At 67.8% G+C, this 23,333-nt stretch carries 24 protein-coding genes and 1 pseudogene; 14 read left to right on the top strand and 11 right to left on the bottom strand.

Features of this window, described 5'->3' with window-relative positions; translation table 11 throughout:
* The first annotated feature begins 69 nt into the window (after positions 1-69).
* From rpsM to LYSCAS_RS02430, 8 genes are all read left to right on the top strand, one after another.
* Complete coding sequence (gene rpsM / locus LYSCAS_RS02465; RefSeq protein WP_213435455.1) at positions 70-426, top strand: 30S ribosomal protein S13; 357 nt, start codon at positions 70-72, stop codon at positions 424-426.
* 12 nt (positions 427-438) lie between these two features.
* On the top strand, positions 439-834 hold the full coding sequence (gene rpsK / locus LYSCAS_RS02460) for a 30S ribosomal protein S11 (protein ID WP_036167714.1): 396 nt from the start codon (positions 439-441) through the stop codon (positions 832-834).
* A gap of 14 nt (positions 835-848) precedes the next feature.
* Positions 849-1,478 carry a 30S ribosomal protein S4 gene (rpsD, locus tag LYSCAS_RS02455; protein WP_213435454.1) on the top strand — a complete coding sequence of 210 codons (630 nt, stop codon included), beginning with the start codon at positions 849-851 and terminating at the stop codon, positions 1,476-1,478.
* Positions 1,479-1,539: 61 nt separating this feature from the next.
* Complete coding sequence (locus LYSCAS_RS02450; RefSeq protein WP_213435453.1) at positions 1,540-2,538, top strand: DNA-directed RNA polymerase subunit alpha; 999 nt, start codon at positions 1,540-1,542, stop codon at positions 2,536-2,538.
* A 174-nt stretch (positions 2,539-2,712) separates the two neighbouring features.
* Complete coding sequence (gene rplQ / locus LYSCAS_RS02445) at positions 2,713-3,093, top strand: 50S ribosomal protein L17 (protein WP_213435452.1); 381 nt, start codon at positions 2,713-2,715, stop codon at positions 3,091-3,093.
* Positions 3,094-3,199: 106 nt separating this feature from the next.
* Positions 3,200-3,712, top strand: coding sequence for a disulfide bond formation protein B (locus tag LYSCAS_RS02440; RefSeq protein ID WP_213435451.1), 513 nt, complete (start codon positions 3,200-3,202; stop codon positions 3,710-3,712).
* An 81-nt stretch (positions 3,713-3,793) separates the two neighbouring features.
* The gene (locus LYSCAS_RS02435; protein ID WP_213437520.1) at positions 3,794-5,188 is read left to right on the top strand and encodes a class II 3-deoxy-7-phosphoheptulonate synthase; all 1,395 of its coding nucleotides are present in this window, start codon (positions 3,794-3,796) and stop codon (positions 5,186-5,188) included.
* The gene (locus tag LYSCAS_RS02430; protein ID WP_213435450.1) at positions 5,185-6,243 is read left to right on the top strand and encodes a WD40/YVTN/BNR-like repeat-containing protein; all 1,059 of its coding nucleotides are present in this window, start codon (positions 5,185-5,187) and stop codon (positions 6,241-6,243) included. The genes LYSCAS_RS02435 and LYSCAS_RS02430 overlap by 4 nt, the downstream gene beginning before the upstream one ends.
* Before the next feature lie 10 nt (positions 6,244-6,253).
* Here the strand turns inward: LYSCAS_RS02430 and LYSCAS_RS02425 are convergent.
* From LYSCAS_RS02425 to typA, 3 genes and pseudogenes are all read right to left on the bottom strand, one after another.
* Positions 6,254-7,921: pseudogene (locus tag LYSCAS_RS02425) on the bottom strand (amidase); the annotation flags it as partial.
* Between the two features lie 73 nt (positions 7,922-7,994).
* Positions 7,995-8,471, bottom strand: coding sequence for a DUF2127 domain-containing protein (locus LYSCAS_RS02420; RefSeq protein ID WP_213435448.1), 477 nt, complete (start codon positions 8,469-8,471; stop codon positions 7,995-7,997).
* Positions 8,468-10,327, bottom strand: a complete 1,860-nt coding sequence (gene typA, locus LYSCAS_RS02415; RefSeq protein WP_213435447.1) for a translational GTPase TypA — start codon at positions 10,325-10,327, stop codon at positions 8,468-8,470. The genes LYSCAS_RS02420 and typA overlap by 4 nt, the downstream gene beginning before the upstream one ends.
* Positions 10,328-10,448: 121 nt before the next feature.
* On the opposite strand from typA, the gene LYSCAS_RS02410 reads away from it, so the two are divergent.
* Positions 10,449-10,943, top strand: a complete 495-nt coding sequence (locus LYSCAS_RS02410; RefSeq protein WP_213435446.1) for a peptidylprolyl isomerase — start codon at positions 10,449-10,451, stop codon at positions 10,941-10,943.
* Between the two features lie 19 nt (positions 10,944-10,962).
* Here LYSCAS_RS02410 and LYSCAS_RS02405 read toward each other — a convergent pair whose 3' ends face one another.
* Genes LYSCAS_RS02405 through LYSCAS_RS02395 form a run of 3 tightly spaced genes read right to left on the bottom strand, consistent with a single transcriptional unit; the run spans position 10,963 to position 13,444 of the window.
* Complete coding sequence (locus tag LYSCAS_RS02405) at positions 10,963-11,556, bottom strand: hypothetical protein (RefSeq protein ID WP_213435445.1); 594 nt, start codon at positions 11,554-11,556, stop codon at positions 10,963-10,965.
* A complete protein-coding gene (locus tag LYSCAS_RS02400; RefSeq protein WP_213435444.1) occupies positions 11,556-12,728 on the bottom strand; it encodes a M48 family metallopeptidase in 1,173 nt (390 codons plus the stop codon). Before LYSCAS_RS02400 ends, LYSCAS_RS02405 begins: the two co-directional genes overlap by 1 nt.
* Positions 12,725-13,444, bottom strand: coding sequence for a hypothetical protein (locus LYSCAS_RS02395; RefSeq protein ID WP_213435443.1), 720 nt, complete (start codon positions 13,442-13,444; stop codon positions 12,725-12,727). The genes LYSCAS_RS02400 and LYSCAS_RS02395 overlap by 4 nt, the downstream gene beginning before the upstream one ends.
* A 91-nt stretch (positions 13,445-13,535) precedes the next feature.
* Between LYSCAS_RS02395 and LYSCAS_RS02390 the strand changes: the two genes are divergently transcribed.
* From LYSCAS_RS02390 to prpC, 5 genes are read left to right on the top strand one after another with little or no spacing between them, the layout of a single operon-like run.
* On the top strand, positions 13,536-14,741 hold the full coding sequence (locus LYSCAS_RS02390; protein ID WP_213435442.1) for an aminotransferase class I/II-fold pyridoxal phosphate-dependent enzyme: 1,206 nt from the start codon (positions 13,536-13,538) through the stop codon (positions 14,739-14,741).
* A gap of 39 nt (positions 14,742-14,780) precedes the next feature.
* Positions 14,781-15,764 carry a malate dehydrogenase gene (locus tag LYSCAS_RS02385; protein ID WP_213435441.1) on the top strand — a complete coding sequence of 328 codons (984 nt, stop codon included), beginning with the start codon at positions 14,781-14,783 and terminating at the stop codon, positions 15,762-15,764.
* Positions 15,765-15,813: 49 nt separating this feature from the next.
* On the top strand, positions 15,814-16,698 hold the full coding sequence (prpB, locus tag LYSCAS_RS02380; RefSeq protein ID WP_213435440.1) for a methylisocitrate lyase: 885 nt from the start codon (positions 15,814-15,816) through the stop codon (positions 16,696-16,698).
* Positions 16,695-17,246, top strand: coding sequence for a hypothetical protein (locus LYSCAS_RS02375; protein WP_213435439.1), 552 nt, complete (start codon positions 16,695-16,697; stop codon positions 17,244-17,246). Before prpB ends, LYSCAS_RS02375 begins: the two co-directional genes overlap by 4 nt.
* Positions 17,247-17,268: 22 nt before the next feature.
* Positions 17,269-18,438, top strand: coding sequence for a bifunctional 2-methylcitrate synthase/citrate synthase (prpC, locus tag LYSCAS_RS02370; protein ID WP_213435438.1), 1,170 nt, complete (start codon positions 17,269-17,271; stop codon positions 18,436-18,438).
* Between the two features lie 60 nt (positions 18,439-18,498).
* On the opposite strand, the gene LYSCAS_RS02365 is transcribed toward prpC, so the two are convergent.
* The 5 genes from LYSCAS_RS02365 to LYSCAS_RS02345 form a co-directional block, all read right to left on the bottom strand.
* Complete coding sequence (locus LYSCAS_RS02365; protein WP_213435437.1) at positions 18,499-19,110, bottom strand: glutathione S-transferase family protein; 612 nt, start codon at positions 19,108-19,110, stop codon at positions 18,499-18,501.
* Between the two features lie 109 nt (positions 19,111-19,219).
* Positions 19,220-19,675 (bottom strand): cell wall hydrolase, encoded by a 456-nt coding sequence (locus LYSCAS_RS02360; protein ID WP_213435436.1) that lies wholly within the window; start codon positions 19,673-19,675, stop codon positions 19,220-19,222.
* A 271-nt stretch (positions 19,676-19,946) separates the two neighbouring features.
* A complete protein-coding gene (locus LYSCAS_RS02355; RefSeq protein WP_213435435.1) occupies positions 19,947-20,303 on the bottom strand; it encodes a DUF1428 domain-containing protein in 357 nt (118 codons plus the stop codon).
* 48 nt (positions 20,304-20,351) lie between these two features.
* Positions 20,352-22,358: an NADPH-dependent 2,4-dienoyl-CoA reductase gene (locus tag LYSCAS_RS02350; protein WP_213435434.1), complete on the bottom strand. Its 2,007-nt coding sequence runs from the start codon at positions 22,356-22,358 to the stop codon at positions 20,352-20,354.
* Positions 22,359-22,435: 77 nt separating this feature from the next.
* Positions 22,436-23,218, bottom strand: a complete 783-nt coding sequence (locus tag LYSCAS_RS02345; protein WP_213435433.1) for a dioxygenase family protein — start codon at positions 23,216-23,218, stop codon at positions 22,436-22,438.
* Between the last annotated feature and the right edge of the window lie 115 nt (positions 23,219-23,333).

The following is a 23,333-nucleotide window of genomic DNA, read 5'->3' as shown; positions in this document are numbered from 1 at the left end:
GCTAAAATTTCGTGTTCCCTTCGCCGGATCGACACCTTCCGGCCAGCCACCAAGTTTGGAGATCGCGTCATGGCGCGTATTGCGGGCGTCAACCTGCCTGCCCAGAAGCATGTCTGGGTCGGGTTGCAAAGCATCTACGGCATCGGCCGTACTCGTTCGAAGAAGGTCTGCGACGCTGCTGGCGTCCAGTCCAACACCAAGATCCGCGACCTGTCCGAGCCTGACGTCGAGCGCCTGCGCGCCGAAGTCGGCAAGTACGTGGTCGAGGGCGACCTCCGTCGCGAAATCGGCATGGCCATCAAGCGCCTCATGGACCTGGCCTGCTACCGCGGCCTGCGTCACCGCCGCGGTCTTCCGCTGCGCGGCCAGCGCACCCGGACCAATGCACGCACCCGCAAGGGTCCGCGCAAGGCCATCAAGAAGTAAGGAACCCACACCATGGCCAAGCCGGCAGCTGCCGCGAAAACGAAGAAGAAGATCAAGCGCGTCGTCACCGACGGCGTCGCCCACGTCCACGCTTCCTTCAACAACACGATCGTCACGATCACCGACCGCCAGGGCAACGCGCTGTCGTGGGCAACTTCGGGTGGCGCGGGTTTCCGCGGCTCGCGCAAGTCGACCCCGTTCGCTGCGCAGGTCGCCGCCGAAAAAGCCGGGCGCGCTGCGCTCGACTACGGCGTCAAGTCGCTCGAAGTCCGCATCAAGGGCCCGGGTCCCGGTCGCGAATCCGCCGTTCGTTCGTTGAACAACGTCGGTTACAAGATCACCAACATCATCGACGTGACGCCCATCCCGCACAACGGGTGCCGTCCGCCGAAAAAGCGTCGCGTCTGAGGAGCTGAAGAAAAATGGCTCGTTATATCGGTCCCACCTGCAAGCTCGCCCGTCGCGAAGGCGCCGACCTCGGCCTCAAGTCGCCGGCCCGCGCGCTCGATTCGAAGTGCAAGCTGGAGCAGAAGCCCGGCCAGCACGGCGCAACCGCCCGCAAGGGCAAGCTGTCCGACTACGCCACCCAGCTTCGCGAGAAGCAGAAGGTCAAGCGCATCTACGGCTTGCTCGAGCGCCAGTTCCGCAACTACTACAAGAAGGCGTCCACCAAGAAGGGCAACACGGGTGAAAACCTGCTGCAGCTCCTCGAGACGCGCCTGGACAACGTCGTGTACCGCATGGGCTTCGCCGTCACCCGCCCGGCCGCGCGCCAGCTGGTGTCGCATCGCGGCGTCACGGTGAACGGCAAGCCGGTCAACCTGCCGTCGTACGCCGTCAAGGCGGGCGATGCCATCGCGCTCTCCGAGCGCGCGCAGAAGCAGCTCCGCGTGCAGGAGTCGGTCACCGTCTCGCAGCAGATGGATCTGTCGCCGGCGTGGGTCGAAGTCGACGCGAAGAAGTTCGCCGGCGTGTTCAAGGCCGTGCCGGATCGCGCCGAGCTGCCGGCCGACATCAACGAAGCGTTGATCGTCGAGCTCTACTCGAAGTAACCGACTGCCGTATGCAACAACCATCGCCCGACGGGGCGATGGTCACTGGAGACACCGAAACATGACGGTTACCGCCAACCAAGTCCTGCGCCCCCGTGGTCCGCAGATCGAGCGCATCGCCGAAAACCGCGCGAAAGTCGTGATCGAACCGCTGGAGCGCGGTTACGGCCACACGCTCGGCAACGCGCTGCGTCGCGTGCTGCTGTCTTCGATCCCCGGCTTCGCCATCACGGAAGTCGAGATCGACGGCGTGCTGCACGAGTACACGACGGTCGAAGGCCTGCAGGAAGACGTGCTCGAGGTGTTGCTCAACCTCAAGGACGTCGCGATCCGCATGCACACCGGCGACTCGGCGACGCTGAGCCTGGCCAAGCAGGGCCCGGGCGTCGTCACCGCCGGCGACATCAAGGTCGACCACAACGTCGAGATCCTCAACACGGCGCACGTGATCGCTCACCTCACCAAGGACACGGCGCTCAACATGCGCCTGAAGATCGAGCGTGGGTTCGGCTACCAGCCGGCCGCCGCCCGTCGTCGTCCGGATGAAGAGACCCGCGCGATCGGTCGCCTGATGCTCGACGCTTCGTTCTCGCCGGTGCGCCGCGTGGCGTATGCGGTGGAAGCGGCGCGCGTCGAACAGCGCACCGACCTCGACAAGCTCGTCCTCGACATCGAAACCAACGGCACGATCGACGCCGAAGAAGCCGTCCGCACCGCGGCCGACATCCTCAGCGACCAGCTGTCGGTGTTCGGCGACTTCACGCACCGCGATCGCGGCGCGGCGAAGCCGCAGGCCAGCGGCGTGGATCCGGTGCTGCTGCGCCCGATCGACGACCTCGAGCTCACCGTGCGTTCGGCCAACTGCCTCAAGGCCGAGAGCATCTACTACATCGGCGATCTCATCCAGAAGACCGAAGTGGAACTGCTCAAGACGCCGAACCTCGGCAAGAAGTCCCTCACCGAGATCAAGGAAGTCCTCGCGCAGCGCGGCCTTTCGCTCGGCATGAAGCTCGAGAACTGGCCGCCGGCCGGCATCGCTTCGCACGGGATGATGGGTTAAACACCGCCGGGCCCTTCGGGGCCCGTCGTTGATGCAACACAACGCCGACGCGGCAGAAGCCGCGCGGCACCGCCGCCCACGGAGGGTCGGTCCGGACCAGCGCAGTCCAAGCAACAACGCCAGGATGGCGACAGCGAACTCCAACGATCCAAGATTCCCAAAGGAAACCAACCCATGCGCCACCAGAAATCCGGACGCAAGTTCAGCCGCACCAGTGCCCATCGCGATGCGATGTTCAGCAACATGGCGGCCTCGCTGTTCAAGCACGAATTGATCCGCACCACGCTCCCGAAGGCCAAGGAACTGCGCCGCGTCGCAGAACCGCTGATCACGCTGGCGAAGGTCGACGGCGTGGCCAATCGCCGCCTCGCCTTCTCGCGCCTGCGCGACAAGGAAGCCGTGGGCAACCTGTTCACCATCCTCGGTCCGCGTTACGTCTCCCGTCCTGGCGGCTACCTGCGGATCCTCAAGTGCGGCTTCCGCGCCGGCGACAACGCCCCGATGGCGTACGTCGAGCTCGTCGACCGCCCCGAGGCTGCCACCGACGCCGAGTAATCGGTTTCGCTGCAGCGATGCGAACAACCCCGGCCACGTGCCGGGGTTTTTCGTTCCAGGACCCGACGCACTTCACAAGCGCCGCCGCTTCCCGCACGCTTGCGCGATGCATACCAGCACGCACGTCCTCGTCTCCGCCTTCCGCAAGCGCTGGCTCCTGGGCTTCGTCGCCTGCGCCGCGCTCTTCGGATTCGCCCTGTATTCGCAGTCGGCCTGGGGGCTCAAGCCCTGTCCGCTGTGCATCTTCCAGCGCATTGCCTTCATCGCGCTTGGCCTGGTGTTCCTGCTCGGCGGGTTGTTTGCGCCGCGCAGTGCAGGCGGGCGTCGCGCGTGGGGCATCGTGGCCCTCATCCCCGCGCTGGCGGGCATCGGCATCGCGAGCCGCCACGTGTGGCTCACGCACCTGCCGCCGGACCAGGTGCCCTCGTGCGGTCCGCCGCTCGAGTTCATGATGGAATCCAACCCGCTCACCGACGTGATCAAGATGGTGCTCACCGGCTCGGGCGAATGCGCGAAGGTCGACTGGCATTTCCTCGGCCTGTCGATGCCGGAGTGGAGCCTGGCCTGGTTCCTCGTGCTCACGGGCTGGGCGTTGCACGCCGCGTTCCGTCGCCGCTGAGGTCGCACCGGCGCTTGGCTTGCGAGCGCCCGGCGACGGGACCATGATGCGGTGACGCACCGCAACAACGTCAACGCCGCCATGCCCCAGTCCGACCGCACCCTGCATCCCGTGTCCCTGCCCGAAGGCTGGGCGCCCGACAGCTGGCGCGCGCGCCCCGCGCTGCAGATGCCCGTGTATCCGGACGCCGCCGCGTTGCAGGACACCCTCGAGGAACTGCGCGGCCTGCCGCCGCTGGTGACGTCGTGGGAAATCATCGCGCTCAAGCAACACCTGGCCGATGCGCAGGAAGGCAAGCGCTTCCTGCTGCAGGGCGGCGACTGCGCGGAAAGCTTCGCCGAGTGCAACTCCAACCTGATTTCGAATCGCCTCAAGGTGCTGCTGCAGATGAGCCTCGTGCTCGTGCACGGCCTGCGCCTGCCGGTGGTGCGCGTCGGTCGGTTCGCGGGCCAGTACGCGAAGCCGCGTTCCACCGATGACGAAACGCGCAACGGCGTGACGTTGCCGAGTTATCGCGGCGACATCGTCAACGCCCCGGGCTTCACCGCCGCCGAGCGCGTGCCGGATCCGCGCCGCATGATCAAGGCGCACGCGCGTTCGGCGATGACGATGAACTTCGTGCGCGCGCTGATCGATGGCGGCTTCGCCGACCTGCACCATCCCGAATACTGGGACCTCGGCTGGGTCGGCCATTCACCGCTCGCCGACGAATACCACCACATGGTCGCGAGCATCGGCGACGCTGTGCGCTTCATGGAAACGCTGTCCGGCAGCCAGGTGCACAACCTCAACCGCGTGGACTTCTACACCTCGCACGAAGCGCTGCTGCTGCCGTACGAGGAAGCGCAGACGCGCCAGGTGCCGCGCCAGTGGGGCTGGTTCAACCTCAGCACGCACTTCCCGTGGATCGGCATGCGCACGGCCGCGCTCGACGGCGCGCACGTCGAATACTTCCGCGGCATCCGCAATCCGATCGCGGTGAAGGTGGGCCCGTCGGTGGCGCCGGACCAGTTGCTGCGCATGATCGACGTGCTGAATCCCGAAGACGAACCCGGCCGCCTCACCTTCATCCATCGCATGGGCGCGGCGCACATCGGATCCAAACTCTCGCCGCTGCTCGATGCCGTGCGTCGCGAAGGCCGCCGCGTGCTGTGGGTGTGCGACCCGATGCATGGCAACACCGAGAGCACCGCGAACGGCTTCAAGACGCGTCGCTTCTCCAACATCCGCAGCGAAGTGGAGCAGTCGTTCGAACTGCACGCCGCCGCGGGCACGCGCCTCGGCGGCGTGCACCTGGAGCTCACCGGTGAAGACGTCACCGAATGCCTCGGCGGCGCCCGCGAACTCACCGAAACGGATCTCGAGCGCGCGTATCGCTCCACGGTCGATCCGCGCCTCAACTACGAACAAGCCCTGGAGATCGCGATGCTGATCGTGCGCAAGCAGGTGCAGTTGATGGCGCCGGTGCAGGCGTGAGGCGCGCAACGGTTGGACTCGCGCTGTCGTTGGTGATGGCCGCGGCGTCGGCGTCGAACCCGCCGGTGCGTGTCGAAGCGCAGGACAGCGGGGTCACCGTGCGCCTGCGCGGCATCTCCGCGGTCGACGCGAACATCGCGTGGGCCAGCGGTCGCGAAGGCACGGTGCTGCGCACGCTCGATGGCGGCAAGCACTGGACGAAGGTTTCCGTACCCGACGCGAAGGACCTCGACTTCCGCGACATCGAAGCCTTCGATGCGAAGACGGCGGTCGTGTTGTCGATCGGTCCGGGTGCGGCCTCGCGCGTGTATCGCACCGAAGATGGTGGCAAGCACTGGACGCTGGCGCTGAAGAATGACGACGAGCGCGCGTTCTTCGATTGCATGGCGTTCGATGGCAAGCAGGGCTGGATGTGGGGCGACCCGGTGGACGGCGCCTTCCAGGTGCGCACGACGCTCGATGGCGGCCGCACGTGGACGTTCGACAAGAAGCTTGGCTCGGGCATGTGGAAGGATGAAGCCGCATTCGCCGCGAGCGGCACGTGCATCGCACATACCAGGCACGGTGCGGTGGCCGTCTCCGGCGGGGGTGCGTCGCGATTGCACGACCTGGGAAGCGGCATCGTTGCGTTCGTCGACATGCCGCACCGCGTGCCAGGCGGCGGCATCTTTTCCGTGGCGCCGCGCGGCGACGGGCTGCTGCTGGTGGGCGGCGATTTCGAACACGATGCGCAAGGCAGCGCGGCGTTGGCCACGTTCGACACCCTGCACGGGTGGAGCACCGATCCGCTTCCGGATCCGCGGGGTTATCGCTCCGGCGCCGCGTGTTTCGGCGAGGCGCTGTGCCTCGCCGTCGGGCCGACGGGCGTCGACGCGCTCCGCGGCAAGCAATGGACCGCCGTCAGCGACACCGGTTACGACGCGGTCGATATCGCCGGCAAGGTCGGCTGGATGAGCGGCGACAAAGGCCGCATCGCCCGCATCACTTTGTCGTTGCTGCCGCCGCAGGCGTCGTCGTCGAAGTCTCCGCAGGCATCGCCGCCGTCGAAGCCGTAGCGAGATCCGCCGACGTCCACACCGGCTTGGTGTTGGCGCCCGCTTCCGGCAACGCCGTCTTCCCCAGCTTCACCGTCGGCAGGAATTGCGGCGCGCGCCGCGCCTTGCTGCGCTGTTCGTACGCGTAGCCGATCGAGAGCAGCTTCGCTTCGCTCCACGCCGGCCCGACGAACACGATCCCGATCGGCAACCCATGGCTTTCGCCCATCGGCACCGTCAGGCTCGGATAGCCCGCCACCGCGGCCGCGCCGTAACCGGCGCCGACGAAGTGATCGCCCAGCACCTGGTCGGTCGGCCACGCCGGCGACATCGCGGGCGCGATCAGCACGTCGACATGTTGCGAGGCCAGCGCGACATCGATGCCTTCCGGCCCCGCGAGGCGCTTCGCGTTCGCGCGCGCGTCCAGGTACGCGGCATCGCCGAGCGACCCCTTCGCATTCGCCTTCTCGAAGATCTCCTGCGCGAAGTAGGGCATCTCTTCGGCGACGTGCGCGTTGTTGAACGCGATCAGCTGCGGCAGCGTCTTGACCTGCGCATCGTGCGTCTGCAGGTAGTGCTCCACGCCCGCCTTGAACTCGTACAGCAGCACGTCGAATTCCGCATCGTCCCACTTGCCCTTCGTCGGGATCTCGACGTCCACGACTTCCGCGCCCGCCGACTTCAGCGTCGCGATCGCGTTCTCCATCGCCGCGTCCACGTCGGGATGGAAGCCCATGTCCTTGCGCAGCACGCCGATGCGCGCGCCCTTCAGCGAATTCGCATCCAGCCGCGACGCGTAATCGAACACCGCCTTGCCCACGCTGTTGGCGGTGGCGACATCGTTGTCGTCGCGCCCCACCATCGCCGACAACATCGTCGCCGCATCCATCACGGTGCGCGTCATCGGGCCGGCCGTGTCCTGCGAGCTGGAGATCGGAATGATGCCGTCGCGGCTCACCAGGCCCACGGTGGGCTTCAAACCGACGAGGCCCGCGACCGAGGCGGGACAGATCACGCTGCCATCGGTTTCCGTGCCCACGCCCACCGCGGCGAGGCTCGCCGCGATCGCGGTGCCCGTGCCGGAACTCGAACCGCACGGATTGCGATCGAGCGCGTAAGGATTCTTCGTCTGCCCGCCGCGTCCGCTCCAGCCCGATGTCGAACGCGTCGAACGGAAGTTCGCCCACTCGCTGAGGTTGGTCTTGCCGAGGATCACCGCGCCCGCCGCGCGCAGGCGCTGCACGAGGAACGCATCGCGCTTGGGCCGGTTGTCGGCGAGCGCGAGCGAACCACCGGAGTTCACCATCGGTGTTGCGTCGATGTTGTCCTTCAGCAGCACCGGGATGCCGTGCATCGGGCCGCGCACCTTGCCGGCCTTGCGTTCGGCGTCGAGCGCGTCGGCTTCCTTGATCGCATCGGGATTGAGTTCGATCACCGAGTTGAGCGCGGGGCCCGCCTTGTCGATCGCGGCGATGCGATCGAGGTACGCCTGCGTCAGGCGATGGCTGTCGAGTTCGCCCTTCGCCATGCGCGCTTGCAGCGTGGCGACATCCACTTCGTCGTACGCGAACGCAGGCACGTTCGCGGTCGGTGCGTTGGCGGTGGAAGCAGGCGCTGCGGTGGATGCGGGCTGCGCGCCTTCGCGCGGCTGGCAGGCAACGGTGGCGAGCACGGCGAGCGAAAGCAGGGCAAGGCGCATGGCAGGGTCCCCGGGGCGATGTGCCGGCGGAGCATGGGGCGCAGCGGCCGGACCTGCAACAGGGTGGGGCGGGTCAGGTGCGCCGCTTGAGCAGGTCGCGTGCGAGAACCCAGACGATCAGCACATTGATGGCCAGCACGGCCACCGAGACCCAGCCGGGGTGCCGGAAGAGGGCGTAGAGATCGAAGGGCAGGTAGATGGCCGCGGCGATGCAGCCGAGCAGCGAGGCCCAGGCCTTGTCGCGCCACAGGCCCCAGGCTTCGATCAGGTGCAGCACGGCATACGCGCCCACGGCCGCGGCGGCGAAATGCACCGAGCCGGGATTGATGGCGTTGGCCAGCCACGCCATCGCACCGTGCTGCGTATCGAGCTGGAAATAATCGATGAGCGCGTGCGCCCATCGCTTGAGCGGGACGGGCCCGATGATCTCGAGCCCGCTGGCGGCCGACAACGCAAGCAATCCCTTGAGCGCTTCGATCAGCGCGATGGCCCGCAGGCCGGGGTGGGCCCGCGGGTTGGGGTTGTAGTGCGGGGCCGGCCCCTGGGTCACGCCGCGCGGGAGGCGCGCTTGCGATCGGTTTCGCTGCGGTGCTTCTTCCGCAGACGGATCGCCTTCGGCGTGATCTCGACGAGTTCGTCGTCGTCGATGAATTCCAGCGCCTGTTCGAGCGAGAACTTGATCGGCGGGATCAGGCCTTCATCGTCGTCCTTGCCGGACGCGCGGAAGTTGGTGAGCTGCTTGCCGCGCAGGGCATTGACCGTGAGGTCGTTGTCCTTGCTGTTGATGCCGACGATCTGGCCTTCGTAGATTTCTTCGCCCGGCTCGATGAAGAGGCGGCCGCGTTCCTGCATCGCGATCTGCGCGTACGCCGGCGAGGGGCCCGTGCCGTTGGAGATCAGCACGCCGTTCTGGCGCTGGCCGATCTGGCCTTCCGCCTTCGGACCGTAGTGGTCGAACACGTGGAAGAGCAGGCCGGTGCCGGCCGTGAGCGTGCGGAACTCGGTCTGGAAACCGATGAGGCCACGCGCGGGGATCATGTAATCCAGGCGCACGCGTCCCTTGCCGTCCGGTTCCATGTTCTGCAGCAGCGCCTTGCGCTCGCCGAGGCGGCCCATCACGCCGCCCTGGAACTGTTCTTCCATGTCGCACACCAGCGATTCCACCGGTTCGTGCGTCACGCCGTCGACCTGCTTGAGGATCACTTCCGGACGCGACACCGCGAGCTCGTAGCCTTCGCGACGCATGTTCTCGATGAGGATCGACAGGTGCAGTTCGCCGCGGCCGCTGACCTTGAACTTGTCGGCGTCGGCCGTGTCCTCGACCTTCAGCGCGACGTTGTGCTGCGTCTCGCGCATCAGGCGGTCGCGCAGCTGGCGCGAGGTGAGGAACTTGCCGCCGCTGCGATCCTTGACGCCGGCGAACGGCGAGTCGTTGACCTGGAAGGTCATCGAGATCGTGGGTTCGTCGACGGTGAGCACGGGGAGCTGTTCGACCGCGCCCGGTTCGCACAGCGTGTCGGAAATGCCGAGGCCTTCAACGCCGGAGACGGCGATGATGTCGCCGGCCATCGCTTCGGGCACTTCCACGCGCTCCAGGCCCATGAAGCCGAGCACCTGCAGCACCTTGCCGTTGCGTGTCTTGCCTTCGCGGTCGATGACCGTGATCTGCTGGTTGGTCTTGATCTTGCCGCGCTGGATGCGGCCCACGCCGATGATGCCGACGTAGTTGTTGTAGTCGAGCGAGGTCACGCGCATCTGGAACGGGCCGTCCGGGTCGACCGGCGGCGCGGGCACGTGGTTGCAGATCGCTTCGAACAACGGCGTCATGTCGCCGTCGCGCACGCTCTCGTCCATGCCGGCGTAGCCCTGCAGGCCCGAGGCGTAGACGGTGGTGAAGTCGAGCTGGTCGTCGGTGGCGCCGAGGCGGTCGAACAGGTCGAACGTCTGGTCGAGCACCCAGCTGGCGCGCGCGCCGGGGCGGTCGACCTTGTTGACGACGACGATCGGCTTGAAGCCCATCGCGAACGCCTTCTGCGTCACGAAGCGCGTCTGCGGCATCGGGCCGTCCATCGCGTCGACGAGGATGAGCACCGAGTCGACCATCGACAGCACGCGTTCCACTTCGCCGCCGAAGTCGGCGTGCCCGGGCGTGTCGACGATGTTGATGCGCCACACCTCGCCCGTCTTCGGGTTGGTCCAGCGGATCGCGGTGTTCTTGGAAAGGATCGTGATGCCGCGTTCCTTTTCCAGGTCGTTGCTGTCCATCACCCGGTCGGGGACGACGGCGCGTTCGTTCAACGTGCCGGACTGCTTGAGCAGCTGGTCGACGAGGGTGGTCTTGCCATGGTCGACGTGCGCGACGATGGCGATATTGCGGAGGCGTTCGACGGAAGCGGTTGCGGACATACTGAATGCGCGCCGGCGACGGCGCGTAGGGCCTGGAAAGAGAGCCGGCGAGTATACCCGTGCTCGGGCCCCCAACACTGACTGGAGTATCCTCGGGCGCTTTCCCCACGGAGGTGCATCCATGAGCTTGTTCGCCGTATTCGATACCGCCCGCGGCCCGGTCCGCATCGAACTGGCCCCGGACAAGGCCCCGCTCACGGTGGCCAACTTCGTGAACCTGGCCCAGCGCGGTTTCTACGATGGCCTCAATTTCCACCGCGTCATCGACGATTTCATGGTCCAGGGTGGCTGTCCGGAAGGCTCCGGCCGCGGCGGCCCGGGCTACCGCTTCGAGGACGAGACCAACAACGGCCTGCGCCACGAGCGCGGCGTGCTGTCGATGGCCAATGCCGGCCCGAACACCAACGGCAGCCAGTTCTTCATCACCCACGTGCCCACCGGCTGGCTGGACGGCAAGCACACCGTCTTCGGCAAGGTGGTCGAGGGCATGGACGTGGTCGACGCCGTGAAGCAGGGCGACAAGATCAACAGCGTGAAGATCGAAGGCGACGCCGCCGCCGTGCTGGCCGCCAAGGCCGACCGCGTGAAGGAATGGAACCAGATCCTCGCGGCGTGATCCCCGGACGGCGGCGGTGTCAGCCGCCGCTGTTCCAGCGCAGGGTGTCGAGCATCCTCGACACCTTCGCTGCATCCCGCGGGAAGTAGTACTCGCTCGGCGCGATCCAGATCGCCAGCGCCAGGCCCTTCTCGTGTTCGAAGGCCGCCACGTAGCCCTGGTAGGCCAGGCCTTCGCTGTTCACCATGGTCAGGTCGAAGCGCAGGCCCTCGTGCGAACCGAAGTTCACCGGTCGCAGGTTGCTGGCCTCGATGCCGACCAGCCCGGCCTGCAGCAGGCCGTCGGAGATGAGGTCGCGCAGCTCGTCCTGCCGCATGCCGCGGTGGTAGTAGGGGCCGTCGGGGCGTCGCTTCCCCTGGCGCTGGCCCAGGAAGATGTATTCGCCTTCCTTCACGTACGGGATCAGATAGAGCAGGTTCAGCAGCTCGCCGTCGATCGTCCAGACCTGGTAGCGGCTGTCCGCGCCGCGCGTCCATTCCATCTCGCTGTTGATCGTGAGCTTCTGGCCCGCCGGGTTGGGGCCGGGCTCGACGAGCCGGCTGCCCGTCGTCGCGCACGCCGACAGCAGCATCGCGGCCGCCAACCCCAGCCACCAGCCGCGCATCGATCGCATCAGGGCGTTCCTCCGAGCTTGTCGAGTTCGCGTTGCACGAAGGCGCGATCGTCTGCCTGCGGCGCACGCGCCAGGTATTGCTGGAACGCATCGCGTGCCTGCGCACGCTGGCCGGCCTGCGCGAGGGCGAAGCCGTGTTCGCGCCACGCACCCGCGGGCGCGCCCGGCATCGCGATCGCCTGCGCGTACAGCGCCGCCGCTTTTTCGCGATCGCCGGGGCCATCCTCGCGCCGATGCGCTTCGGCGAGATAGAACGTGAGCACGCCGCGGTCTTCGCCGGGCGATTCGTCCAGCAGTTCCTGGATGACGAGCAGCGAGCTCTGGTAACGACGTTGCGAGAGTTCGCCGTCGAGCCAGTTTTCGAGGAAGGGCCGGGTCGCCGCGCGGTAGGGCGCGACGCCGAGCTCGTGCGGTGGATCGGAAATCGCGGCCGCTGCCGCGCGCACGTCGGCGAGGCGTTCTTCCGTCGCGGGATGCGAGGCGAAGACGCGGCTGCGCGGAAGGTATTTCAGCGTGTTTTCTTCGCGCAGCATGCGGCTCCACAGGTCCGCGCCGGCCTTCGGGTCGTACCCGTTCTTCACCACTTCGGCGAAACCGAGGTGATCGGCTTCGCGCTCCATGTCGCGGCTGAACTTGAAGACCGTGGCGTACGCGGCGAGCGAACCGAGCATCGCGGTGTTCGGTGCGCCGAAGCCGTAGGCGAGCACGGAGAACGCACTCAGCAACGCGCTGGTGTCCTTCATGCGCCGCCATTGCCGGATCGAATGCTGCGCGCGGTAGTGGCCGGCTTCGTGGCCGAGCACGAACGCGAGTTCGGCTTCGTCGCGCATGCGCAGCAACGCGCCCGTCCACACCAGCAGCATTCCGTTGGGCGCCATGCTCGCGTTGAACTGCGGCACGTTCATGACGTAGACGCGCATGTCCTGGCAATGGCCCGCGCTCACCTTGCACGCCACTTGCTTCACGTACGCATTGAGCGCGGGATCGCGCACGCGCATCGGCGAACGTTGCAGTTCTTCTTCCGCGCGCTGCATTGCGTACCAGAGTTCGCCTTCGTCGGTGCCGGAGGCCGGCCGCGTGCCGGGTGCGTTGTCGCGCAAGGGTTGCTGCGACGCGCACGCACCGAGCGCCACGAACGCCGCGATGGACAGCGAGAGCAGGCGCGGGCTCATCGCCGGATGCCCCGGAGCAGGTCGCCGGCGGTTTCGTGCGCGCCCTTCGGGTCCCGCAGGTCGCCGGTCTGGTCCAGCAGCAGGTTGTGCCAGACCACCTGGCCGGTGCGCAGGTCCACCAGCGAGGCCAGCCCGATCTGCATGCCGCCGCCCACGTCGCCGCCGAGCAGCAGGAAGCCGATGATCCGCATCGCCGCGCGCCCGCCGGAGGTGTAGCTGTCGCGGATGTAGGTGAACAGCGCGTAGTCCGCGCCGGTGGCCTCGCGCAGGGCCGCGACCCCGGGGCCGAGCGTCCAGTCGAACTTGCCGTGCTTGTTGCGCAGGGCGTCGCCGCGCGCGTAGCTCAGGATGCTGATCGACACCGCCTGGTTCAGCAGCGTGAGCTGGCGCAGCTTGTTTTCCGGGCCGGCGTCCTTGGGCAGCATGAAGTCGCCCTTCAGCGGCACGCCCTGGGCCTGGAGGATGTCGCGGGCGGCGATCGGGAATTCGCGCCGGGCCGTCAGCGTCCACGCTTCCCGCGGCTCCTGCATGCCGCCGGCACCGACCGCATACAGCTCGATGTCCGGTTCCACCAGCACCACGGTGCCCACGATGTGCTCGGGCTTGCCGCTCGCATCGGTGGCGGTGCGGACCTGGGTGGACGTGCACCCGGACAAGGCCAGGCCGGCCAGCAACGACAGGGCCAGCCAGGCGCCCCGGAAAGCCGTGCGCGGCAAGGGATTCGGCCCGATGGCACACGTCCGCTGTGATAGCATTCCGCGCTTCCTTCCGGCCCGTTCGCGGCCGTCCCCGAAGAGGTTTTCTGCGATGCCTGAGCTCGCCCGGCGCATTGGTCGCGCCAAGCCTAGCGCAATCATGCTGGTCGCCGAAAAGGCCAAGCGACTCAAGTCCGAAGGCCGCGACATCATCAGCTTCTCGATCGGCGTGCCCAACTTTTTGCCGGGCGACCACGTCTATGCCGCCGCCCGTGAAGCGTTGGCGAAGGACAGCGGCCAGTACGGCAGCAACCGCGGCGCCGACGCATTGCTCGATGCGTTCATCGCGCACATGGAACAGGTCGGCATGACCGGCTACACCCGCGCCAACGTGGCGACGGGCATCGGCGCCAAGCACGTCATCTACAACCTGGCCGAGGCGCTGCTGGACGAAGGCGACGCCATCTGCTTCGCCGTGCCGTACTGGACCAGCTACGTCGACATCGCCGAGATCGTGAACGCGAAGATCGACCTGCTGCCGTGCCCGGCCACGCAGGACTACAAGATGACGCCCGCGCAGCTCGACGCCGCGCTGGCGAAGAAGCCCAAGGTGTTCCTGTTCAACAACCCGTCCAACCCGACGGGCATGGTGTACACGAAGGCCGAGATCTCGGCGCTCGCCGACGTGCTGGTGAAGTACCCGGACACGTGGGTCATCACCGACGACATCTACAACCGCATGGTGTTCGACGGCATCGGCTACCACAACTTCGTGCAGGCGCGTCCCGAACTGCGCGAGCGCGTGATCTTCATCGACTCGCTGTCCAAGACCTACGGCATGCCGGGGTGGCGCGTGGGCTTCATGGCGGGCCCGGCGTCGGTGGCGCAGGCCGTGGCCACGATGAACTCGAACCACATCACCAACATCCCGGAAATCATCACCGCCGCCGCGGTCGCCGCACTGTCGGGTCCGCAGGATGTCCCCACGGCGAAGAACGCCGAGTTCCAGGCCAAGCGCGACCAGGTGCTGGCCGCGCTCGCCGCGATCCCGGGCATCGTGTGCCCGCGTCCGCAGGGTGCGTTCTACGTCTTCCCGGACATCAGCTGCGCGTTCGGCAAGACGCATGGCCCCACCGGCACGAAGATCACCAACGACGTCGATCTGTGCAGCGCGCTGCTCGAATCGCACGGCGTCGCGTGCGTCCCCGGTTCGGCGTTCGGCGAACCGCGCGCGATGCGCATCAGCTACACGTGCCCCACGCCGCAGCTCGCGCCCGGCCTGTCGCGCATCCAGCAGTTCTTCTCGGAACTGCAGTAACCCCCCTCCCGCCCCCGCATACGTTCTTCGGAGTTCGAAATGAAGCAACCCGTCCGAGTCGCCGTCACCGGCGCTGCCGGCCAGATCGGCTACGCCCTGCTGTTCCGCATCGCTTCGGGCGAAATGCTCGGCAAGGACCAGCCGGTGATCCTGCAGATGCTGGAGCTGCCGCTCGAGAAGGCGCAGGCCGCGCTCAAGGGCGTGATGATGGAGCTCGAGGACTGCGCGTTCCCGCTGCTCGCCGGCATGGTCGGCACGGATGATCCGCGCGTGGCGTTCAAGGACGCCGACATCGCCCTGCTGGTCGGCGCGCGTCCGCGCGGCCCGGGCATGGAGCGCAAGGACCTGCTGCTCGAAAACGCGAAGATCTTCACCGAGCAGGGCAAGGCGCTCAACGACGTCGCTTCGCGCAACGTCAAGGTGCTCGTGGTCGGCAACCCGGCCAACACCAATGCGTACATCGCGATGAAGTCGGCGCCCTCCCTGCCGGCGAAGAACTTCACCGCCATGCTGCGCCTGGACCACAACCGCGCGCTGTCGCAACTGGCCACCAGGGCCGGCGTGGCCGTGGCCGACATCGACAAGCTCGTCGTGTGGGGCAACCACTCGCCGACGATGTATCCCGACTACCGCTTCGCCACCGCGGGCGGCGCGTCGCTGAAGGACAAGATCAACGACGCCGACTGGAACGCCAACGACTTCATCCCGAAGGTCGGCAAGCGCGGCGCTGCGATCATCGAAGCGCGCGGCCTGTCGTCGGCCGCGTCGGCCGCCAATGCGGCGATCGACCACGTGCGTGACTGGGTGCTCGGCTCGAACGGCAAGTGGGTGACGATGGGCGTGCCGTCCGACGGCAGCTACGGCATCCCCGAAGGCGTGATCTACGGCGTGCCGGTGACCACCGCCAACGGCGAATACACGCGCATCGAAAACCTGCCGGTCGACGATTTCAGCCGCGAGCGCATGGACAAGACGCTGGCCGAGCTCGAAGAAGAGCGCGCCGGCGTGGCGCACTTGCTCTGATGCAACCCACGAAGGCGGCCACGGCCGCCTTCGTCGTTACGAGGTGACCATGTCCAACAACACCGCAGGCGCACGCTTCCGCGCCGCGCTTTCCGAAGAAACCCCGCTGCAGGTCATGGGCGCGATCACCGCGTACGCCGGCCTGATGGCCAAGCGCACCGGCTACCGCGCGCTGTACCTGTCCGGCGGCGGCGTCGCCGCCAATTCGCTCGGCATGCCCGACCTCGGCATCAGCACGATGGAAGACGTGCTGGTCGATGCACGGCGCATCGTGGACGCGACGCAAATGCCGCTGCTCGTCGACATCGATACCGGCTGGGGCGGCGCGTTCAACATCGCGCGCACCATCCGCAACTTCATCAACGTCGGCGTCGCCGCCGTGCACATGGAAGACCAGGTCGGGCAGAAGCGCTGCGGCCATCGCCCGGGCAAGGAAGTCGTGCCGAAGGACGAGATGGTCGATCGCGTGAAAGCCGCCGTGGATGCGCGCACCGATGCCTCGTTCGTGATCATGGCGCGCACCGACGCGGCCGCGGTCGAAGGCCTCGATGCCGCGATCGACCGCGCGTGCGCGTACGTCGAAGCCGGCGCCGACATGATCTTCCCGGAAGCGATGCAGACGCTCGACGACTACCGGCGCTTCAAGGCCGCGGTGAAGGTGCCGATCCTGGCCAACCTCACCGAGTTCGGTTCGACGCCGTTCTTCACCACCGATGAGCTGCGCGGGGCCAACGTCGACATCGCGCTGTACTGCTGCGGTGCGTATCGCGCGATGAACAAGGCGGCGCTGGGCTTCTACGAGACGGTACGCCGCGAAGGCACGCAGAAGAACACGATCCCGACGCTGCAGACACGCGCCGAGTTGTACGACTACCTCGGCTACCACGCGTACGAGGACAAGCTCGACGCATTGTTCGCCAAGCCGGCCAGGTGAGCGACGCCGCGTCGCCGCCGCGCACCGACTGGGATCGCGTCACCGCGATCGCGGCGGTCCTGATCGGCCTGGTCGCGGTGGGCGTGGCGGCGTACACCGCCACGCTGCAGCGCCAGCAGATCCGCGCGCAGGTGTGGCCGCGCGTGTTGTTCTACAACGCGGGCATGGCGGGCGAGTTCCACATCGCGAACAAGGGCGTCGGCCCGGCGGTGGTGCGCTCGGTGCGCGTGACGGTGGACGGCAAGCCCGTGCGCAACTGGGGCCAGGCGCTGACGCGGCTGGGCCTGTCGGATCCCGCGCAGAAGTACAGCTCGCTCTCGGGCATGGTGCTGTCGCCGGGCGACGACATCGGCTACCTGCTGCCGGGCGACCATGCGCAGTTCGTGGCGCTGCGCCACCACGTCGGCGACCGACTGAAGCTGGACCTTTGCTACTGCTCGGCGCTGGACGAATGCTGGTCCACGCAGAATTACAGCGAGACGCTGGACGATGTCCAGCGACCGGTCGACCGGTGCCCCGCGGCGGGCCCTGGCGATTTCGAAAACTGATGCACGCACGTAAGGAGCACCCATGAGCGACAACACCGCTGCGTCCGGCCCTGGCACGCCAGGCTTCAAGCCCAAGAAATCCGTCGCGCTGAGCGGCACGGCCGCGGGCAACACCGCGCTGTGCACCGTGGGCCGCAGCGGCAACGACCTGCACTACCGCGGTTACGACATCCACGACCTGGCCACCAAGTCCACGTTCGAGGAAGTCGCGCACCTGCTCGTGCATGGCGTGCTGCCAAGCGCCTCGCAGCTGCGTGCGTACAAGACGAAGCTCAGCCGCCTGCGCGGCCTGCCGGCGATCGTGCAGGAAGCGCTGGAACTGGTGCCCGCCAACGCGCACCCGATGGACGTGATGCGCACGGGCTGTTCGGTGCTGGGCACCGTGCTGCCGGAACGCGAAGGCCATCCGGCGTCCGAAGCACGCGACCTGGCCGACCGCCTGATCGCCAGCTTCGGTTCGATGTTGCTGTACTGGTGGCACTTCACGCGCAACGGCCGCCGCATCGATTGCGAGACCGACGACGACAGCGTCGCGGCGCATTTCCTGCATTTGCTGCATGGCGAAGAGCCGAGCGACCTGCATGCCAACGCGCTGGACAAGTCGCTGATCCTGTACGCCGAGCATGAGTTCAATGCGTCCACCTTCACCGCGCGCGTGATCGCCGGCACCGGGTCGGACATGCATTCGTGCATCACCGGCGCGATCGGCGCGCTGCGCGGCCCGAAGCACGGCGGCGCGAACGAAGTGGCAATGGACATCATCAGCCGCTACGCGTCGGCCGACGAAGCGGAAGCCGACATCCGTGCGCGCGTGGAGCGGAAGGAAATCGTGATCGGCTTCGGTCACCCGGTCTACACCGTGAGCGACCCGCGCAATCCGATCATCAAGGAGATCTCGCGCACGCTGTGCGCCGACGGCGGCAACCAGGTGCTGTTCGACGTGAGCGAGCGCATCGAGACGCTGATGTGGGACACCAAGAAGATGTTCCCCAACCTGGATTGGTACAGCGCGTCGGCCTACCACATGATGGGCATCCCGACGCCGATGTTCACGCCGCTGTTCGTCATCGCGCGCACCACCGGCTGGGCCGCGCACGTGATCGAACAGCGCGAGGACGGCAAGATCATCCGTCCGAGCGCGAACTACATCGGGCCGGAAGATCGCGCGTACGTGCCGATCGACAAGCGCTGATACTTTCGAGGCACAAAAAAAGGCCGCGCATTGCGCGGCCTTTTTCGTTGGGGGCGACGCTTACGCCAGCCCTTCTTCCTCGAGCGCCTTCTGCACGCCCGGATCCTTGCGCATGTGTTCGAAGAACGCGTGCAGGTGGTCCAGGCCCGACAGGTCCACCTTCACCGCGCGCGCCCAGCGCAGCACGACGAACAGGTAGGGATCGGCGATCGAACGCGTGCCCGCGATCCACTGCTTGCCGGCCAGTTGCTTGTCGGCGCGCTCGAACAGCGTGCGCAGCGACTGGCGCGCGTTGTCCTGCGCCTTCTCGATGAGCTTCGGGTCTTCCAGGAAATTGGCGCTGCCGAAGAACACCTTGAAGAGCGGGTGCACGTCGGAGTTGGCGAACGACAGCCAGCGATTCACTTCGGCGCGTCCCTTCGGCGTGCCGTCGCCGCCGAGCTGCGCGTCGGGATGGGTGTCGGCGAGGTAATTGAGGATCGCCACGTTCTGCGTGAGGATCCAGCCGTCCACGTCGAGCGCGGGGACGGCGCCGGCGGGATTGATGGCGAGGTATTCCGGCGTCTGCCGGTCTTCCTTCGACAGGCGCGTGGCCTGGAACGGCTTGCCGATCCATTCCAGCGCGATGTGGTCGGCGAGGGCGCACGTGCCCGGCGAGTAGTACAACTTCATCGGCGACTCCGTTTCGATGCGAGGCGCGCATCATGCGCAGTCGCGCGTGCAGCGTCGATCACGCGCGGCGCAACGCTGCATGCCGCAGGGCGCGCCTTGTGCCGATATTTCAACCGCGCGGCGGCAGCGACTGGACGCGATAGAAGGTGTGGTCGCCGATCGTCGCCACCTGGTGGGCGTTGCGCCACGCGGGGCTCGCGATCGCGGTGGCGGCGAAGTGGCTCGCGCCCGGCACGAGTTCCTTGCGCTCGCCGTCGGGCAGGGCCCAGTTGCGTTCGGCTTCCAGCGCCACCGTGACGGCGCGGGCCCAGGCCTCGCCGCCGCGCAGCTGCGTGCTGGCCGGGACGATCGTGGGCGCGAACTGGTGGCGCGCGGTGACCACCGAACACAGGTTGTCTCCCCACAGGCCGCTGTCGCGGCGCCGCAGGGCGACTTCGGCCACGGCCTGCTGGCCCTGCGCGGACTGGTCGCGCGCTTCCAGGTAGACGGTGGTGCTGAGGCAAAGCGAATCGGCGGCCGGCTGTGGCAGGACCTGCGACAGCCAGAGGATCCAGGCGAGCTTCATTGCGTCGTGCTCCTTGCTCCGTTGCGCCGGCGGTCGCGTGGCGCGACCGGGACGGCATGGCGTACTGGGGAGGGCGGCGGCTCTGTGGCTGCCTTTGCCCGGGCGCGGTCCTTCGACGTGGACCGTGCGGGTGCCGGCCTGCGGAAGGCGGCCGGCGAGAAAGTGGGCGCACGGTAGCGGCGGTAGGCTCAACGCCGCGTGAACGCCTTCGCTAAGTATCGGATTTGCTTGTGTTTTCCAAATGAATGCGGTAGGGCAATCCCGCCTGCGTTCACATCTGGACGATGGGTTTGAAGCCGCCGAAGAACATCCGCTTGCCGTCGAAGGGCAGCGACTTGGGATCCATGAACTGCGCCAGCCGCGGATCCGCCATGACCTTCGCGTTGATGCGATCGCGCGCCGCGCGGGACTTGTAGAGGATCCAGGAGAAGACCACGACCTCGCCCGGCTTGAGCTTCACCGCCTGCGGGAACGAGGTGAGCTTGCCCGGCTTGACGTCGTCGGCGACGCATTCCATGTATTCGAGGGCGCCGTGTTCGCGCCAGATCTTGCCGCCCAGGCGGGCCATCTTGCGGTAGGCGGCCAGGTTCGCTTCGGGGACGGCCAGGACGAATCCATCGACGTACATGGGCAACCTCCTGCGACGGGTGGTCGCCGGAGGCTACGCCCGCGGGCGTTACAAATTCGCAGCGACGCGGGTGCCCTGGGCGATGGCGCGCTTGGCGTCCAGCTCTGCCGCCACGTCGGCGCCGCCGATGACGTGGACTTCGCGGTCGGGGAGGGCGTCGAGCAGGTCGCGGCGCGGCTCCTGGCCGGCGCACACCACCACCTGGTCGACGGGCAACACCTGTTCGGCGCCTTCGATGCGGATGTGCAGGCCGTGGTCGTCGATGCCGAGGTATTCGACGCCGCCCAGCATGCGCACGCCCTTCGCTTTCAACGTGGCGCGATGGATCCATCCGGTGGTCTTGCCCAGGCGCGCGCCGGGTTTGCCGGGCGTGCGTTGCAGCAGCCACAGCTTCCGCGCCGGTGGTTCGGGCCAGGCGGGCGCGAGGCCGCCGCGCGTTTCGAACGCAGGATCGATGCCCCATTCGTGCATCCAGCGCGTTGCGTCGAGCGCGGGCGAAGGGCCGTCGTGCACGAGGAATTCGGCGACGTCGAAACCGATGCCGCCCGCGCCGATGATGGCCACGCGTTCGCCGCAGGTGACGCGGCCTTCGAGCACGTCGAGATAGCCGACCACTTTGGGATGCGTGATGCCGGGGATGTCCACCGCGCGCGGCAACACGCCGGTGGCGAGCACGATCGCGTCGAAGCCGGCGAGCATTTCTGCATCTGCGCGTGCACCCAGGCGCACGTCGACGCCCGTCTCTTCGAGCCGATGCCGGAAGTACCGCAACGTCTCGTGGAATTCTTCCTTGCCCGGGATGCGCTTGGCGAGGTTGAACTGCCCGCCGATTTCCGCCGCGGCATCGAACAGCACGACGCGGTGCCCGCGCGCCGCGGCTTCCGTCGCGCACGCAAGGCCCGCGGGGCCCGCGCCCACGACGGCGATGCGGCGCGGCGTGCTGGCGGGCGTGATGACGAGTTCGGTTTCGGCGCAGGCACGCGGATTCACCAGGCAGCTCGCGCGCTTGTTCTCGAACACGTGGTCGAGGCACGCCTGGTTGCAGGCAATGCAGGTGTTGATCGCGTGCGCGCGGCCGGCGCGGGCCTTGTTCGGCCATTGCGGATCGGCGAGCAGCGGGCGCGCCATCGACACGAGGTCCGCGCCGCCGTCGGCGAGCACGCGTTCGGCGACGTCGGGCATGTTGATGCGGTTGGTGGCGACCAGCGGCACGCGCACGTGCGGGCGCAGTTTCGCGGTGACGCCGGCGAACGCGGCGCGCGGCACCGACGTCGCGATCGTGGGGATGCGCGCTTCGTGCCAGCCGATGCCGGTGTTGATGATCGTCGCGCCTGCGGCCTCGACCGCCTGCGCCTGCAGCACGATGTCGTTCCAGTCCGAGCCGCCTTCGACCAGGTCCAGCATCGACAGGCGATACACGACGATGAAGTCCGGCCCGCAGGCTTCGCGCACGCGGCGCACGATCTCCACGGCGAAGCGCATGCGTTGCGCGACGTCGCCGCCCCACGCGTCGGTGCGCTTGTTCGTGCGCGCGACGGTGAACTGGTTGATGAGATAGCCCTCGGAGCCCATCAGCTCCACGCCGTCGTAGCCGGCTTCGCGCGCGAACGTGGCGGCCCGCGCATACGCGTCGATCTGGCGATCGACCCCGCGCGCCGACAACGCGCGCGGCGTGAACGGATTGATCGGCGCCTTGAGCTTCGACGGTGCAACCGACAACGGGTGGTAGGCGTAGCGCCCCGCGTGCAGCAGTTGCAGGCACACGTGCGCGCCGTGCGCGTGGACGGCCTGCGTGACCTTGCGGTGCGGACGCGTCTCGTGGCGCCACGACAACTTGCCGGCGAAGGGCTTCAGCCAGCCGACGATGTTGGGCGCGAAGCCGCCGGTGACGATCAGGCCCGCGCCGCCTTCGGCGCGTTCGGCGAAATACGCGGCGAGCTTGTCGAAATCGCGCGCCCGGTCTTCCAGGCCCGTGTGCATCGAGCCCATCAGGATGCGGTTGCGCAGCGTCGCGAAGCCCAGGTCCAGCGGGCGGAACAGGTGCGGGTAGGGCATTCGCATACGCCGGCGTACGGGAGCGCGCACGATGCCCGCCCGCGCCGCCGCACGCAAGGGTTCGGTCGAACGCGGCCTCAGTCGAACGCGAACGCGTCCAGCGCGAGGGTGCCCAGTTCGTGCGAACGATGCAGGGTGCGCACCGCGGGCGTGGCACCGCCGGCACCGAGTGCGACGAACAACGGCATCAGGTGCTCGACGGTGGGATGGGCGCGGTTCGCGTGCGGGGCCTGCGCCTGCCAGTCGAGGAGGGCGGGCAGGTCGTGGGCCTGGAGGCGTTCGCGCATCCAGTCGGCGAAACCGGCGGCCCAGGGCGCGAGGGCGGCGTCCTGGGTTTTCCAGTCGAGGTCGCCGAGGTTGTGCACGAAGCCGCCGGATCCGATGACCAGGACGTTTTCTTCGCGCAGCCCGGCGAGGGCGCGGCCGAGGGCGACGTGCGCCGCGGCATCGCCGCGCGGGTCCACGGACACGGGCACCACCGGGATGTCGGCGTCCGGATACATGCGGCGCAGCGGCACCCACACGCCGTGGTCGAGGCCGTGTTCCGGGGCTGCGGTCGCGGTCGCGCCCGCCGCTTCGAGGCGATGCAGGATCGCCCTGGCGAGCTCGGGATCGCCGGGCGCCGGGTAGCGCAGGTCGTACAGCTGCGGCGGGAAGCCACCGAAGTCGTGGACCGTGCGCGGTTGCGCCGCCGTGCCGACATGCGTCGGCGCGGCCGTGAAATGCGCGGAGGCCACGACGATGGCGCGCGGCCTGGGCATCGACGCGCCGAGGCCATCGAGGAACCGGCCGGCGGGCGAATCCTGCACGGCGAGCATGGGCGAGCCGTGCGAGAGGAAGAGGGCGGGGAGTGTCTGCATGCGGTGCAACATGCGCGCTCATCGGGCCGCATCCAAGCTCGACAGGTGCGTAGGTGCGTTGCGCGCACGCAACGCCGCGCAGCGCAAAACCGATGGTCGGGGACGTCGCGGGCGG

The organism is Noviluteimonas caseinilytica (assembly GCF_018406605.1).
GTDB classification, from domain to species: domain Bacteria; phylum Pseudomonadota; class Gammaproteobacteria; order Xanthomonadales; family Xanthomonadaceae; genus Noviluteimonas; species Noviluteimonas caseinilytica.
The sequence above is the reverse complement of the archived record's forward strand: the minus strand, read 5'-3'. Positions and strand labels throughout refer to the sequence as shown.

What these genes read in the sequence shown, in the direction of transcription:
- rpsM (WP_213435455.1), top strand. Translation starts at nt 70, where the DNA reads ATGGCGCGTATTGCGGGCGTCAACCTGCCTGCCCAGAAGCATGTCTGG.
- rpsK (WP_036167714.1), top strand. Translation starts at nt 439, where the DNA reads ATGGCCAAGCCGGCAGCTGCCGCGAAAACGAAGAAGAAGATCAAGCGC.
- rpsD (WP_213435454.1), top strand. Translation starts at nt 849, where the DNA reads ATGGCTCGTTATATCGGTCCCACCTGCAAGCTCGCCCGTCGCGAAGGC.
- LYSCAS_RS02450 (WP_213435453.1), top strand. Translation starts at nt 1,540, where the DNA reads ATGACGGTTACCGCCAACCAAGTCCTGCGCCCCCGTGGTCCGCAGATC.
- rplQ (WP_213435452.1), top strand. Translation starts at nt 2,713, where the DNA reads ATGCGCCACCAGAAATCCGGACGCAAGTTCAGCCGCACCAGTGCCCAT.
- LYSCAS_RS02440 (WP_213435451.1), top strand. Translation starts at nt 3,200, where the DNA reads ATGCATACCAGCACGCACGTCCTCGTCTCCGCCTTCCGCAAGCGCTGG.
- LYSCAS_RS02435 (WP_213437520.1), top strand. Translation starts at nt 3,794, where the DNA reads ATGCCCCAGTCCGACCGCACCCTGCATCCCGTGTCCCTGCCCGAAGGC.
- typA (WP_213435447.1), bottom strand. Translation starts at nt 10,327, where the DNA reads ATGTCCGCAACCGCTTCCGTCGAACGCCTCCGCAATATCGCCATCGTC.
- LYSCAS_RS02410 (WP_213435446.1), top strand. Translation starts at nt 10,449, where the DNA reads ATGAGCTTGTTCGCCGTATTCGATACCGCCCGCGGCCCGGTCCGCATC.
- LYSCAS_RS02405 (WP_213435445.1), bottom strand. Translation starts at nt 11,556, where the DNA reads ATGCGATCGATGCGCGGCTGGTGGCTGGGGTTGGCGGCCGCGATGCTG.
- LYSCAS_RS02400 (WP_213435444.1), bottom strand. Translation starts at nt 12,728, where the DNA reads ATGAGCCCGCGCCTGCTCTCGCTGTCCATCGCGGCGTTCGTGGCGCTC.
- LYSCAS_RS02390 (WP_213435442.1), top strand. Translation starts at nt 13,536, where the DNA reads ATGCCTGAGCTCGCCCGGCGCATTGGTCGCGCCAAGCCTAGCGCAATC.
- LYSCAS_RS02385 (WP_213435441.1), top strand. Translation starts at nt 14,781, where the DNA reads ATGAAGCAACCCGTCCGAGTCGCCGTCACCGGCGCTGCCGGCCAGATC.
- prpB (WP_213435440.1), top strand. Translation starts at nt 15,814, where the DNA reads ATGTCCAACAACACCGCAGGCGCACGCTTCCGCGCCGCGCTTTCCGAA.
- prpC (WP_213435438.1), top strand. Translation starts at nt 17,269, where the DNA reads ATGAGCGACAACACCGCTGCGTCCGGCCCTGGCACGCCAGGCTTCAAG.
- LYSCAS_RS02365 (WP_213435437.1), bottom strand. Translation starts at nt 19,110, where the DNA reads ATGAAGTTGTACTACTCGCCGGGCACGTGCGCCCTCGCCGACCACATC.
- LYSCAS_RS02360 (WP_213435436.1), bottom strand. Translation starts at nt 19,675, where the DNA reads ATGAAGCTCGCCTGGATCCTCTGGCTGTCGCAGGTCCTGCCACAGCCG.
- LYSCAS_RS02355 (WP_213435435.1), bottom strand. Translation starts at nt 20,303, where the DNA reads ATGTACGTCGATGGATTCGTCCTGGCCGTCCCCGAAGCGAACCTGGCC.
- LYSCAS_RS02350 (WP_213435434.1), bottom strand. Translation starts at nt 22,358, where the DNA reads ATGCCCTACCCGCACCTGTTCCGCCCGCTGGACCTGGGCTTCGCGACG.
- LYSCAS_RS02345 (WP_213435433.1), bottom strand. Translation starts at nt 23,218, where the DNA reads ATGCAGACACTCCCCGCCCTCTTCCTCTCGCACGGCTCGCCCATGCTC.